Genomic DNA, 13,929 nt, shown 5'->3' on the forward strand with positions numbered 1-13,929 from the left:
AAATTAAGCCCAAAAAAGTGAGGAGTTAAATAAATGCGTGTTTGCGTTATTGGTACTGGTTACGTTGGTTTAGTTACAGGCGCTTGCTTGGCTCATATTGGGCATGATGTAATTTGCGTAGACAACAACGAAGAAAAAGTTAAGTTAATGAAGTCTGGGCAATCTCCAATTTTTGAGCCAGGACTCTCAGAAATTATGCAGTCTGCCATTCAAACAGAGAAGATTCATTTTACTAGCGATCTTGCTGCTGGAGTTTCCCACGGAGAAATTTTGTTTATTGCTGTAGGAACGCCACCTTTACCCACTGGTGAAAGTGATACTCGTTACGTCGAAGCTGTAGCTCGTGGGATTGGGGAAAATCTCAACGGTGGTTATAAAGTCATAGTGAATAAATCTACAGTACCCATTGGTTCAGGTGACTGGGTGCGGATGCTTGTTCTAGATGGTGTTGCAGAGCGGCAGAAAACACTGATACCCGCAGGTGGAGTGCCGAGTGATGAGAAATTACCTGAATTTGTAGCCGAGTTTGATGTAGTCAGCAATCCAGAGTTTTTGCGCGAAGGTTCGGCAGTTCACGACACCTTCAACCCCGATCGCATTGTATTAGGAGGCAATAGCCAAAGAGCAGTAGCCTTAATGGAACAGCTGTATGCTCCAATTGTGGAACGCAAGTACGCTGACGATCAATCTTTACCCCCTGTGCCAATTTTGGCAACAGACCCTGAGTTCGGCAGAGATGATTAAATATGCCGCTAATGCCTTCTTAGCTACTAAGATTAGTTTTATTAACGAAGTTGCTAATATTTGCGATCGCGTCGGTGCTGATGTTACTCAAGTAGCTAAAGGTATCGGTCTAGATTCCCGTATTGGTAACAAGTTTTTACAAGCTGGTATTGGTTGGGGTGGCTCTTGTTTTCCCAAAGATGTCTCCGCTCTGATTCACACTGCTGATGACTATGGTTATGAAGCCCAGCTACTGAAATCTGCTGTCAGTGTCAACGAACGTCAGCGGTTGATTGCTTTGGAAAAACTCCAACAAGTTCTAAAAATTCTCAAAGGCAAAACAGTCGGACTACTCGGACTGACCTTTAAGCCCGATACCGACGACTTGCGCGACGCTCCAGCACTCAACCTAATTGAACAGCTAAACCGACTGGGAGCTAAAGTTAAAGCCTATGACCCCATTGTTTCCCAAACAGGTCTACGTCATGGACTTTCTGGTGTGCTAGTAGAAACCGATGCCGAAAGACTCGCTGACGGCTGTGATGCCTTAGTACTTGTCACCGAATGGCAGCAATTCAGCACTCTGGACTATGTGAAGATGGCGAAACTGATGGCCCACCCCGTTATCATTGATGGTCGTAACTTCCTCGACCCCGAAGCAATGATCCGCGCTGGATTCCAATATGTAGGCGTGGGAAGATAGAAAGTAGAGACGCGATTAATCGCGTCTGTACAGGAGTTAGGAGTGATAAATAAAAATTAATTACAATTTATAATTAACAACTCCTAACTTTCTTCAAAACCTAAAGATTTAAATTACCGCCTAGAATCATCTAGGCGGTATTTAATTTGTTTAAATTACTCTACTTTAATTTTTTGCCTATAATTTGGGATTAAGGACTATTTGGAATACGTTCAATTTCAGCATATCCACTGAAAATAATTTTTTGACCTTCAGTTTCTAATCGGTTGAGGCGCATTTTCACTCCATCAAGGTCAAAACGATCCAAATCGACCATATTATCTAAAATTTCTACCAACGCTACGCTCAAGGTTTGCGAGATTTCCCGTTGTGCTTCTGGTACTTGGTCAAGTTGAATTTTCGGATCTTTGAAAGAAACTCGCCGCCGTCTTTCAATACCTACAGTTAAAATCATGCTCAGGGGTACAAGTTCGCCATTATTTAAATCTGCTTTTGCTAGAAGCTGTAAGCGATTTTCTGACAATAGCTGTATCTGGACATCTGTAAAGGAGACTGGTTCACCGCCAGATAATTCTGTCAGTGATGGTACGGTGAGGTTAAGCAGGCGCTTTTTCACCAGTTCCGCATTAAAGGCTTGGTTTATGCCTGCTTCTGATAAGATTACTTGAGCGATCGCTTGAGTAGGTTGCTTAAGGCTAAGTTTGCCCTTTAAAACCGAACCGAAGTCAATGGCCACCGCATCAGTTTCAAACGACATCTCCTCAACCGCGAAATCTCTCCGAATCACCAAGCCACGACCGCTCATTTTGAAGCTATCAATGCTGCCTTGTAAGAGCTTGCTGGAAGGATAGCAGCGCACAAAGACTTCTACTGACTCGCTCGTGCTAAACAGGTGGCGAATCGTTTGGCTGGCGACTGTGTTGAGCATCCGCTCTCCCCAATCTGTGCCTTTAGGATCTTGTAAACCAGTAAGTCCGCCGAACATGTGGTTTTGGGTCTCTAGAAGTTCTTTGTACTTTTGTAACAAATCATGAAGAATACAGCAAGCGATCCCGTGATTAATTGTGCTGATGGATAGGCATAGAATGGCTGATAACTGATAAAATATGTATTAAATATTACTAGTGTGACTTATTTGGGAGAAAGTTGCAGCATTGATGACAATAGTAATCCTAAGAGAATGAGATTACTGTGGCGTAGTATTTTATAGATGGTTAAAATGTATCATTTATAAAACTATAATACATTTTTGCTACTGTAGTAATACATAAAGTTAGCCTGAGTCTTCCTGAGTCAGCTTCAACCTCATGGTTTCCACACGGAGCGCGAGGTCTTAGAATACGCTTAAATACCGCATTAGCAATATTAATCGTGCTAATTTTGATATGATTCTGGATTTATTTAAACCATAAAACCAGAATCAGATCAAGATATTCACGCCCTTTGGCAATTTTCGTTATGGTTTGTGTGGCGATCGCTCCATAGTTTTTGTAATTTGAAATTCATTAATCGAGTTTCTAGAATTCAGATATATTGGTATTGAGTTTATTTTCTTGCTGCTGACATCAATTGCTGGAGGTACTGTGGTTCTTCTCCCAGCCAATCTAGATTTTGGGCAGTGCTATCGAAGATTGATGAGGTTTTGAAAGGCTCAAACTCGCCGCGTGATGCCGCTTCTGCCGTTTTTGCTAAGAGCGATCGCACTTGCTCGTTATTCATTGGCTGGAACGTCCGCACTGCTTCAAAAGCTTGCTCTAGAATCTCCATGCTGTCAATTCCGGTAATTACAACCGATGTGGGCAGATTCAAAGCATAGTGTAAACATTCAATTGGCGTTACAGTATTTGACTGTAAAAGAATACCGTTTGCCAAGCTTTTCATTCCCAGAACGCCGATGTTTTGTTTAACTAGCTCTGGCACAACCAGCTTTTCAAAGCTTCGGTAGTGGGCATCCATCACATTGAGAGGCATCTGCACTGTATCAAATTTAAACCCATTAGTGGCTGCAACTTCCAGCATATGCAGATGAACATAGGGGTCTTTATGCCCAGTAAAACCTATATATCGGAGTTTGCCAGCTTTCCGTGCCTCAATCAAGGCAGCATTCGCCCCTTCTTCCTGAAAAACTCGATGCGGGGTCTTCGTGCCGTAGGATTTCGTGGTGCTGAACGAGATCGATGCAATCAACTTGCAGGCGTTGGAGTGATTCGTCTAGCTGTTTTGCGGCTGCTTTTTTAGAGCGACCATCGATTTTCGTCATCAGGAACACTTTGTCTCGATAGCCATCGCCTAGCGCTTTTCCCATACGAATCTCGCTAAGTCCACCATTGTAATCCCAACTGTTATCCATAAAGTTTATGCCGCGATCGATCGCGGTTCTAACAATTCGGATACCTAGTTCCTCATCAACATGCTTCAAGGCGATGTGCCAACCACCCAATCCGATGGCGGAAACTTTCTCTCCTGTACTACCGATAACTCGGTATTGCATTTGTGAATTTGACGTAGTTTCTGACATGAGTTTTCCAAGTCTTTCAGCTATTACTTAAATACATATAGCCATCTGCCAATTCAAACACAAGAGAAAGTTGGTAATATCTTGCTGAAGATACACTTTTCAAGCCGATCGGGAAATGACTGAAGAAGCCAAAATATCGATGGCAATTTGCTATGTTTGAGGTAAAGAATTAAGGGTACAGCATTGCTGCACCCCTACAACATATTTGGTTCAAATAAATGAAAACTGTTGTACAATATCGACAATTACTTACCACTATAAAAAAAGGCAATTTCTTTTTCTTTTAGGGGTGCAAAACCAGCATCTACAAGTAATTGGTCGAGTTCTGCTTGGGGAATGTGTTTTGCGCCAATTCGTACAATGCGCGATCGCATGGTATTAGATACACCACTGCGCTGTCTATTGCTTTCTAGCGCCATAACTTTACTATAAAGTTCTAGCTTGGCAGGGGGAATGGGAGAACCATCAAAATCAATTCCCTGTGCGATCGCTTCATCAATCGCATCAGCTCCTGTAGTAGTTTGATTCCCTGGGTTAGTTTCAGTAGGCATAGTGATTTACTCTTCTTCGCTATGGGTAGATTTTACCAGCCTTACTGACACCAAAGTTGCCCGAACTCACGTTTACAGAAGTTTTCATGTATTTGAACCACATCTGTTGTAAGGGCGCAAAGCTTTGCGCCCCTACTAATCACGAGCTTGTCGCGTCACCACACCACCAACAAACGCTCCTAAGATAGTGCCTGTCCATAGCCCTGTTGTGCTACCTTGCCATATTGCTCCTGGTGTTATCCAAGCGTTGCACATCTCCTTTAAACCCCAAGGTTGGTTTTGACACTTTTGACTATGGAGCATCATGGTAATTTGCCCACTAGTGTAAGCGCCAAAAAAACCTGATGACAGCGCCAAGAAAGTGCAAATTAAAATTTTATTTTTTATCATTTGTCATTAGTCATTAGACATCTTGCAAAAGTAACAAATGCCAAGATGTTGGGCAAAGGTTAAAGGTTACTGGGTTTGGGAAAATTCTATACCTTTACCCTTTACCCCTTACCCTTTTCCCACAATGTCAAGAAGTCTATTAGTCATTGGTCATTATTCCCCATGCCCAATGCCCTATTCCCAATCAACCTGTATTTCTCATTCCAGCAGCAATACCATTAATAGTTAACAATGCTCCTCGCAGTAACTCGCCTTTGCTGTAACGAGAATGAATTACTCCAGAAGTAGCAGTAGTATTTTGGGACTGCCGTAGACGCTTGAGTAGTGAAACTTGGATAAATCCCAAGGGGACAATTGTCCCATTCCGTAACTGCACAGATCGTTGCAATATCGGATCGCCATCTAACAGTCGATTATGATCGGTGATTTTTAACACCAAATCCCTTGTCAGATAGAACTCGCTAGCAATTTGGTCAAAAACCTTGGCAAAACGAAGTCGATCTTCTGGTTTTGAGAGTTCTTGGACGTAGTGGTGTGCCATTTGTATATCTACTTTTGCCAAAGTCATCTCGGCTTTAGAAATCACCATCTTGAAAAAGGGCCACTTAACGTAAAAGTAGCGCAGTAATTTCAAGTGTTCTTCTGGTTCTGCGTTCAGGAATTCTTGTAAGGCTGTGCCAACGCCATACCAGGAAGGAAGTAAAAAGCGGGTTTGCGTCCAGCTAAATACCCAAGGAATAGCTCGCAGACTGCTTAAATCTTTTTTACCAGATGGACGACGGGCGGGACGGGAACTAATTTGCAGTTGACTAATTTCTTCAATGGGGGTTACTTCGTGGAAGAAATCAACAAAATCAGGCTGTTCGTAGATTAAAGCTCGATAATGTTGACGCGATCGCACTGCTAATTCTTCCATAATCTCATTCCAGGGTTCAATATCATCAAACCCTGTCCGTAACAGGCTGGCTTGAATCACAGCTGTGGTGATGGTTTCCATATGGTACAAAGCCAAGTCCAACAAGGAATATTTGGAAGCTAAAACTTCTCCTTGTTCAGTAATCTTGATTCGCCCATTGATACTATGACCTGGTTGAGCCAAAATCGCTTCATAAGCAGGGCCCCCACCCCGTCCCACAGAACCGCCGCGTCCGTGGAAAATTCGCAAATTTAGATCGTAGTTTTCTGCTATTTGTTGCAGTGATTTTTGAGCTTTATGAATTTCCCAATTACTGCTTAAAAAACCAGAGTCTTTGTTGCTGTCAGAATACCCCAGCATTACTTCTTGCAAGTTGGGGGTGATGGATGAGGCAGGGGAGCAAGGGAGCAGGTGGTCACTGAGCGTAGCCGAAGTGGGAGCAGGGGAGGCAGGGGGGGCAGGGGAGGGTGAATTTTCATCTGCACCTTCTGTTTTTGTCTGTTCGTAGCCGCCGGCTAATAAAGCGCGATATAACGGCAGTTCAAACAGTTTTCGCATGACGCTTCTGGAGCGTTGTAAATCTTCTACTGTCTCAAATAGGGGAATAACTTGAATAGTTCCGACGGCAATGGCGGGGTCAAAAAGTCTGGCTTCTTTGGCTAAAAGCAATACTTCCAGCACGTCGCTCACGTCGCGGCACATACTGATAATGTAAGTTTGGCAGATGTTCAGACCAAATTCTTGTTGGAGCGATCGCACGACGCGAAAGGTTTCAATTACATCGTTGGTTTTTTCGGAAAATGGCAATTCTGCCGGAATTAATGGTCTGCGGGTTTGCAGTTCGCCTGTAAGCCAAGTAACTCTTTGCTCCTCGGATAGTTCGTTGTAAGGTTGAGGTAATATTTGCAGGTATTCCAGAATCTCATTGAGCGCATCGGCATGGCGAGATGATTCTTGGCGGATATCTAACTGTGTCAAGTTAAAGCCAAAAATTTCTACCTGACAAATCAGATTTTCTAATTCTCGACAACTTAAACCTGTTTCTGTCAAGTTGCGCTGAATCATTCGCAGTTCTGCTAAAAAATCGGCACCCGAACGATACAGGGGGCTGTCTTGATTTGTTGGCGTTTCCCGATTGTACAAAGCGAGATTGCGATCGCGAGTATTTTCCAGCCGTTTCAGTACGTAAGCCAGTTTCAGCCGATAAGGTTCTTGTCGATAACGCAGTGCCAGTGCATCGTAGACTTCACTCAATTGCGACTGATCCAATTCTAGAGATTCCAATAAGTCTGGTAAAACATCACTCCAGTGCATCGACACACTCAACAATTCAATCAGATTTTTCACTGACTGAATATATCTCCCGATCACCATTTTGCGCTGATAGCAAGCTGTTTTCCAGGTGATTTCAGGTGTGACTGATGGGTTTCCATCTCTGTCTGAACCTACCCATGAGCCAAAAGAGCAAAAGTTTTTACTCGGTGGTTCAAGCCAAGGAAAGGTATTGGATAGAGCGTGTTTGAAACGTTTATACAGTTGGGGAATGCCATCAAATAAAACTTCTTGGAAGTAGTGCAGGGCATAATCTACTTCATCTAGCACTGTGGGTTTGAACTGGTGAAGTTCATCTGTACGCCACCACAGGCGAATCTCTTCGAGCAATTGTTCGCGGACATCTACTGCTTCCCAAGGATATGCTCCTGGTGTACTCCCAGAGTGATTTTCCAAGGTATCCAGTTTTTGCAAAAGTTGTACCACCTGTCGCTGCTTATCTCGGATGGTATGGCGAACAATTTCCGTCGGATGCGCTGTAAAAACTAACCGCACATCCAGATGTGCAATTAGACGTTGAATTTGCTGGGGTGGTACATTCAGTTTGAATAAATAGGGAAACAAGGCAGCAAAAGTACCTTTTGGTTTGACTTGCGCCTTTTCGAGATAATTCTTTTTGAGGAAGGCTGCTGCTATTCCCTTGCTAACGGGCGCATCATCTTCTCTTTGATTGGAGGAATAGTTAACATTAGACGGTGTTTCCGGCTCCATAGCCTCTGTTTCTGCTTCATAACGGCTCAATTGCTGCCGTTGTTCGTATTCCTGCTCTATGATGTTAATCAGCTGAAAATACAGAGCGAAAGCACGAGCCGCGCGAATTGCTTCATTGATATTTAATTGTTCAATTAATTTGACGGCTGAGGATGCTTGGTCATTTGTTGCTTGCCCCTCTGGCGAACATAGATCGCGCAACTCACGTAACAAGTCTACCATATTTTGACCGCATTCTTGCCGGAGAACTGACTCCCACAATTCTTCCACTACCTGGAGACGATGACGCAAAAATAATTCCGACACCGGGTATATATCAGCAGTTTGAGACGAAGAGTATAAAAGGGAACCCATATTCTCTATTCTTGTAAAGCTAATTATTGTTTACGGTTCTAGGTTTTGCACTTAATGCTCACTGGGTTGTTCCTGAGCAAATAATTATTTGGTGTATATCTTCTCATCTTGATTGATTTCGCGTTCATCGGGGAAATCTAGATTGGGTAGGCGATCGCCTCGAAATAATTCTTCACTAGCTTCTCCTATGGCTTTTAGTGCTCTGACTGTGGTTTTTCCAGTAATCAGTAGCAGTAATATAGACGCTGTACTTATTTGTAAAAGGAGCGATTGAGGAATGGGAAACAAATCCAGATTGGATGTGGGTTTAGGTGAAGACTGTTGATTGGTAGGAGGCATTGCTAATTTTTGGTTATGGGAATTATGAGTAGAGACGCGATTTATCGCGTCTTTTAGGAGAGACGCGATTCATCGCGTCTGTACAGGAGTTAGGAGTTAGGATGACTCCAACGATAAAGGGAGGGAGTTTAATGAGATAAGCTTATTATTTGTTTCGCCCATCAAGCGCATTAGCGTAGTGGAACACAAGTCCCGCTTTAAAGGACAAGTCATCAGCCAGTCATATAGAATTATTCTGACTCCTGGCTCCTAACTTTTAACTCCTAACTAACTCCTAACTTCTGATTTCTGACTCCCTATTAGTAAAATAAACGCAAAACTCAACATTAGTCAGACTTGCAACCTATACAAGACTATCTTGTCCGATTTTGTGAGCTACGAAGGTAACAAAATTGTTAAAAAAAAACGTCAGAGTGTGATAGACCTATGGTTCTAGTTTACAAGTGCAGGCACTATCCCCCAACCATCGCTTCCTGTAAAGTTAACTGAGCATGAAAACAGTAGTACCAGATCGCCAGCAATCCTTAGTGCAATGGGTAAGCCAAGCAACAGGGATCAACACTTTCGGAGTGAAAGTCCGGTTGCGGGGAAATGACCTTCATATTCTTTGTGAAGGTACAGAATGTCCGCAGCGTTGGCGTACTTTGTCTGATTTGCTGCAAGCACTACAGCAAACAAACTTAGATATCCTCACAAACAGCGAACAAACCTCAATATATCAAGTATTTGTCTATGGCCGCAGAAAAGGGGAACACCGCCCCTCATGGTGCCATCGGGTTCACCTCAATCAAATAGATAAGCATCTCGATCAGGTGCAACAAGCGCTGCTAGCAGACTCGGAAAAATCAAAACAATCGGGTGGGGCGCTAATTGTCTCTAACGAAAGTTTGGCACGCCAAGGCAATCCAGAGGCGATCGCTCGATATCTGAGTGAAACTCTGAGTACGCTAGGTGTATCAGTACAGGTAAAAATTAAGCTATATAAACCCAAGAATTCTCAGCCAGAAGAAAATCGCCTGTGGGTATTTTGCCAGTCAAGCTATAGCCCTGATGCATCGTTGCTTGCTGAACCCATAGCACAAAAGTTGCGTTATCTCAAGCTTTCCGGCTACCAAGATGCCGTAATTGTTTCTCAAGTGAGCGGCGAAACTGCCCCTGATTGGCTGCTGCGGGTGGATTTGACGCCACCAGAGGTGATGCTGAAGGAGTGGGCGCGTTGGGGAGATGTCCAAGCGATCGCTCGATTATTAGCTGAAGTTCTATCAGGATTAAAAGTTGGCGTCCAAGTTTCTTTGAAAGAATCAACGCTACATATTTTTTGTATCCCAGCTTTCGATCCTTTAGGAACTGCCCCGATCCCAGACAAGGTAGCGTGCTTAGAGGCGATTTTACCGCAGCTAGAAGCGATCGCTCCTCAAGGCATTCTCGCCGCCACCGTATACGGACAAAAAGCAGGCGACAAGGAACCCACTTGGGTTGATTGGCTGAGTTTACCCGCAGCAAACCATCCCGCTTTTGCCATATCACCACTTGATTTGGCAAATACTGGCGATGAATCAGCGATCGTATTTTTACTAGAGCGCTTACTCAATCCTGATTTGGATTGGCGACTATTGACAGGGGGAATTCGCGTACTTCTACTGAACAAAAATGGTTTATTGCACATTATGTGTGATGCACCTGTTTGTCCACAGCGACAACAAGTAACAAGTAAAATTACGCAGTTTATCCGCCAGTTAAAAATTTCCGGTATCATGGGAGTACGTATCTACGGTCGGCGTGCTGGGAATAAAGAACCTTTTTGGCATTATGGCGTCGATCTTGAACATCGCCAACGTTTAGTACCAGAAGCAACCCCAGAATTTGCTGCTACTTCTATATACATTGACGATTTAGTAACATCTGAGACTAGTGAACCAATTTTGCGCCCAGACTTAACGACAGAAGAAGTTCAAAATTTTGTAACCGAAGTAGCGCGAGATTGGATAGCAACGGCGAGTTCAACTGCGAGAAAATTCTTGTTGAAAAGCCAGCTATTTACCGAAAGCAACGAGTCAGCGGAACGTAACCATGATGTTCAAGGAATTAAAATTGCTCTGGTTTGGGGAACACTGGGATTATTGCTCACCCTCCAAACTGATTGGATATTGGGTCGAATTATTGCACTTAATACGCCCAGTTCGTCAAAAGTAGCTAGTGCCACCCTCCCATCTTCATCTTCTGAGCAAAAGGCAGCTTTGACATCTGGAAAAAATCAGAGTGAGAAAACGACATTTTTTAGCAGCACTTCCAAGACAAAATCTCCTCCAAATCAGAGTTCTGTATTTAATGCTTCGGAATTTACTCAAAGCGATGATACCCCAAAAAATAATTTGGCAGCCGCACCACTGAAGGGAAAAGCCACCGCAACAGCTATTCTTTTAGCAGCGCGATCGCAGATGCCAAGTTTTAATGTTAGGCAGTTAGACGAGCAACTAGCACTGTATAAACAGCGTTTAGCTAGAACTGGTAGTCCCCCAGATGTATTGATTATTGGCTCCTCCCGCGCCCTCAGAGGAGTAGATCCCGCAGCACTTTCTAAAGCTTTAGCGACTCAAGGCTATCCAAATCTTGACGTGTTTAACTTTGGGATCAACGGTGCTACGGCACAAGTTGTAGACTTTGTGATTCGTCACGTACTAGAACCATCAGAACTACCCAAAATAATTATCTGGGCAGATGGGGCGCGTGCTTTCAACGGTGGACGCGAGGATATTACCTTTAAATCGCTTGCGGCATCCGTTGGTTATAAGCAAGCATTCCAAAAAACAGCAACTACTGCAAATAGCAATAATTTACCAGAGAATACAGTCAATTCGGAAGAACAAAAGACAAACGAAGAAAAACAGGAAATTAGTACTTATGAAGCCGTCAATCAGTCATTAAATCAGGCTCTCGCCTCTGTTTCTACTAGCTATCAAAACCGCGACCAAATTAAAAGTTTACTGCAAAAACAACTGCTCTTATTTGGTAAAAATCAAACAGTTGTATCACAAAAACAGTTGACAGACGGTACTTCAGATGAAAGTATTTCCCAGCAAGCCGTTGACTTTGATGGCTTTCTACCCTTGTCGATTCGCTTTAATCCCGCGAGATACTATCAAAAACATTCTAGAGTTCCCGGAAATTATGACAACGACTATAAATCTTTCCAAGTAGAAGGACAGCAAGATACTGCTTTTCAAGAAGTGCTTCAGTTTACCCAGTCTCAGAAAATCTCTTTAGTATTTGTCAATATGCCTCTGACAGCAGATTATTTAGATCCAGTGCGTAAACAATATGAGCAACAATTTCAGCAATATATGTTGCGTTTGGCTACTAATCCTAACTTTATTTATCGTGATTTGAGTCAACAGTGGCCAAAAGTAAATGATTTCTTTTCCGATCCTAGCCACCTCAATCGGTTTGGTGCATACGAAGTATCGAAAAAGCTAGCTAACGATCCGATGATTCCTTGGCCAGTGAAGTAGGGAGTGGGAGTGGGGATGAGAGAGCAGAGGGCAGGGGGCAGGGGAGCAGAGGAGCAGCACTTCGACTCATTTCGGCTACGCTCAATGACCAACGCTCAGTGACCGAGGAGCAGAGGAGTAGAACAGTAGGGGAAGAAGAACTATTTTTACAAATGACAAATGACAAATGACTAAAAAATGAACTTTATATCAATTTTCTATGGGCTGTTCTTATTGAGTGTGTTAGGAATTTACTGGTCTTTAGCACAACATAAATTGCGATTGTGGACGCTGCTAATTGCCAGTCTGGTTTTTTATTCATCTTTGCACATCCAATACATACCATTACTATTAGCATTGACGTTTATCAATTTCCGTATAGGGCTGGGAATTGGTAACAACACATCACCAGGGAAACATTCTCTTGACTGGCAAATTTCTAATGAAGAGTGGCAATTTGCTCAAGTTGATTGGAATCGTCGCCGTTTAAAGATTTTGTGGGTGGGTATAATTCTAAATGTTTTACTGCTATTAGCTTTTAAGTATTTTACCCCTTTATTCAAGTTTGTTTTTCATGTCCAAACAAACTCGCCAGATAGCTCTTTTAAATTAATTGCACCCTTGGGAATTTCATTTTTCACTTTTGAATGTATTGCTTATTTAATAGATGTCTATCGCGGTGCCCCTGCTACTGATAATTTTCTCAAATTTGCTACGTACAAATTATTCTTCGCCAAACTGATTTCAGGGCCGATTACGCGCTACCACAACTTAGCAAATCAATTTAATACACTAGAATTACCCAATACTAATAGAGTAGCCCAAGCGCTGTGGTTGATTGCTAGAGGCGCAGTCAAAAAAGGTATTTTTGCAGACCACTTGGGAATTTTCGTCGATTTATGTTTCGGTAATTTGCAACGGGCCGGTAGTACGGATCTTTGGTTAGCTACATTCGCTTATGGCTTGCAGTTATATCTAGATTTCAACGGTTACGTAGACATTGCCCGTGGTAGTGCGATGCTTTTCGGTTTAGTTCTACCTGAAAATTTCGACTTTCCTTATTTCAGCACCAATATTTCTGAATTTTGGCGGCGCTGGCACATGACTCTGGGAGATTGGTTACGTAACTATGTCTACTTTCCGTTGGGTGGTTCCCGTCGCGGTTTAGTCCGTACCTGCTGGAATTTATTTATTGTGATGCTAATTGCTGGTATCTGGCACGGTGCTGCTTTGGGTTATGTCGTTTGGGGTATATTCCACGGATTAGCTTTAGTGGTTCATCGACTTACAGATTCTATAAGCGATCGCTCTGAAAATCTAGAACAATTCTGGCAAAATCCTCTAGGTATATTTGTTGCTTGGTTCTTAACTCAATTCATGGTTTTTACCTCTTGGATTTGGTTCCGTCTACCTAATCTCCAAGACTCTTCTTTGGTAATTCGGCATCTTTGGGGTTATCCGGCTGACGCCCAGTTTGCTGAAAAGGTTTATGTCGAAGCCTTAAATATGAGCCAATCCCAACTCGCTTGGGTACTTCTAGCTTTAGCTGCCCTTATGGCTGTAGTCTATGCATTCAATCGAATGCTGAAGTTGGAGTTTAACTGGCCCCTTAAGCTTGTCTTCGTTCCCCTATGTTTTTACGCTGTTTGGTTATTAGCTCCTGAAGGCAGTTTGCCCTACATCTACTTTGATTTTTAACTGAACCATCAGACAATGTAAAACTTAATATTTCGTTACAAATTAGCAAGAATTAAAATCTTTCCCACCAGCTAATTGTAAAGAAAGGTAAAGTTAAATAACGAGGCGATCGCTTCATTAAAAACGATCGCTAGTTTATTGTTGAAATGGCTGAAAAAGCCTGAATCCATTACTTTTATCTTGATTATTTATAGAAGGAAAACTTT

7 protein-coding genes and 2 pseudogenes are annotated in these 13,929 nt (G+C 42.8%); 3 read left to right on the forward strand and 6 right to left on the reverse strand.

The window, feature by feature from the left end; translation table 11 throughout:
* Positions 1-33 precede the first annotated feature (33 nt).
* A pseudogene (locus NSTCB13_RS02400) lies at positions 34-1,426 on the forward strand (UDP-glucose dehydrogenase family protein).
* Positions 1,427-1,616: 190 nt separating this feature from the next.
* Here the strand turns inward: NSTCB13_RS02400 and NSTCB13_RS02405 are convergent.
* From NSTCB13_RS02405 to NSTCB13_RS02430, 6 genes and pseudogenes are all read right to left on the reverse strand, one after another.
* Positions 1,617-2,411 carry an LmeA family phospholipid-binding protein gene (locus NSTCB13_RS02405; RefSeq protein WP_448271254.1) on the reverse strand — a complete coding sequence of 265 codons (795 nt, stop codon included), beginning with the start codon at positions 2,409-2,411 and terminating at the stop codon, positions 1,617-1,619.
* Between the two features lie 560 nt (positions 2,412-2,971).
* Positions 2,972-3,944: pseudogene (locus NSTCB13_RS02410) on the reverse strand (aldo/keto reductase).
* 245 nt (positions 3,945-4,189) lie between these two features.
* A complete protein-coding gene (locus NSTCB13_RS02415) occupies positions 4,190-4,495 on the reverse strand; it encodes a small RNA NsiR4-regulated ssr1528 family protein (RefSeq protein WP_448268555.1) in 306 nt (101 codons plus the stop codon).
* Positions 4,496-4,630: 135 nt separating this feature from the next.
* On the reverse strand, positions 4,631-4,885 hold the full coding sequence (locus tag NSTCB13_RS02420) for a hypothetical protein (protein WP_445629815.1): 255 nt from the start codon (positions 4,883-4,885) through the stop codon (positions 4,631-4,633).
* Positions 4,886-5,069: 184 nt separating this feature from the next.
* Positions 5,070-8,198: a phosphoenolpyruvate carboxylase gene (locus NSTCB13_RS02425; RefSeq protein WP_445629814.1), complete on the reverse strand. Its 3,129-nt coding sequence runs from the start codon at positions 8,196-8,198 to the stop codon at positions 5,070-5,072.
* 84 nt (positions 8,199-8,282) lie between these two features.
* Positions 8,283-8,537 (reverse strand): hypothetical protein, encoded by a 255-nt coding sequence (locus NSTCB13_RS02430; protein WP_445629813.1) that lies wholly within the window; start codon positions 8,535-8,537, stop codon positions 8,283-8,285.
* A gap of 491 nt (positions 8,538-9,028) precedes the next feature.
* On the opposite strand from NSTCB13_RS02430, the gene NSTCB13_RS02435 reads away from it, so the two are divergent.
* Together NSTCB13_RS02435 and NSTCB13_RS02440 are read left to right on the forward strand one after the other, a co-directional pair.
* The gene (locus tag NSTCB13_RS02435; RefSeq protein WP_448271255.1) at positions 9,029-12,046 is read left to right on the forward strand and encodes a DUF1574 family protein; all 3,018 of its coding nucleotides are present in this window, start codon (positions 9,029-9,031) and stop codon (positions 12,044-12,046) included.
* 177 nt (positions 12,047-12,223) lie between these two features.
* Positions 12,224-13,723, forward strand: a complete 1,500-nt coding sequence (locus NSTCB13_RS02440) for an MBOAT family O-acyltransferase (RefSeq protein ID WP_445629812.1) — start codon at positions 12,224-12,226, stop codon at positions 13,721-13,723.
* Positions 13,724-13,929: the final 206 nt, after the last annotated feature.

Source organism: Nostoc sp. DSM 114160, assembly GCF_053470305.1.

Coding starts and splice junctions, on each gene's coding strand:
- NSTCB13_RS02425 (WP_445629814.1), bottom strand. CDS start 8,198: ATGGGTTCCCTTTTATACTCTTCGTCTCAAACTGCTGATATATACCCG.
- NSTCB13_RS02420 (WP_445629815.1), bottom strand. CDS start 4,885: ATGATAAAAAATAAAATTTTAATTTGCACTTTCTTGGCGCTGTCATCA.
- NSTCB13_RS02405 (WP_448271254.1), bottom strand. CDS start 2,411: ATGTTCGGCGGACTTACTGGTTTACAAGATCCTAAAGGCACAGATTGG.
- NSTCB13_RS02415 (WP_448268555.1), bottom strand. CDS start 4,495: ATGCCTACTGAAACTAACCCAGGGAATCAAACTACTACAGGAGCTGAT.
- NSTCB13_RS02430 (WP_445629813.1), bottom strand. CDS start 8,537: ATGCCTCCTACCAATCAACAGTCTTCACCTAAACCCACATCCAATCTG.
- NSTCB13_RS02440 (WP_445629812.1), top strand. CDS start 12,224: ATGAACTTTATATCAATTTTCTATGGGCTGTTCTTATTGAGTGTGTTA.
- NSTCB13_RS02435 (WP_448271255.1), top strand. CDS start 9,029: ATGAAAACAGTAGTACCAGATCGCCAGCAATCCTTAGTGCAATGGGTA.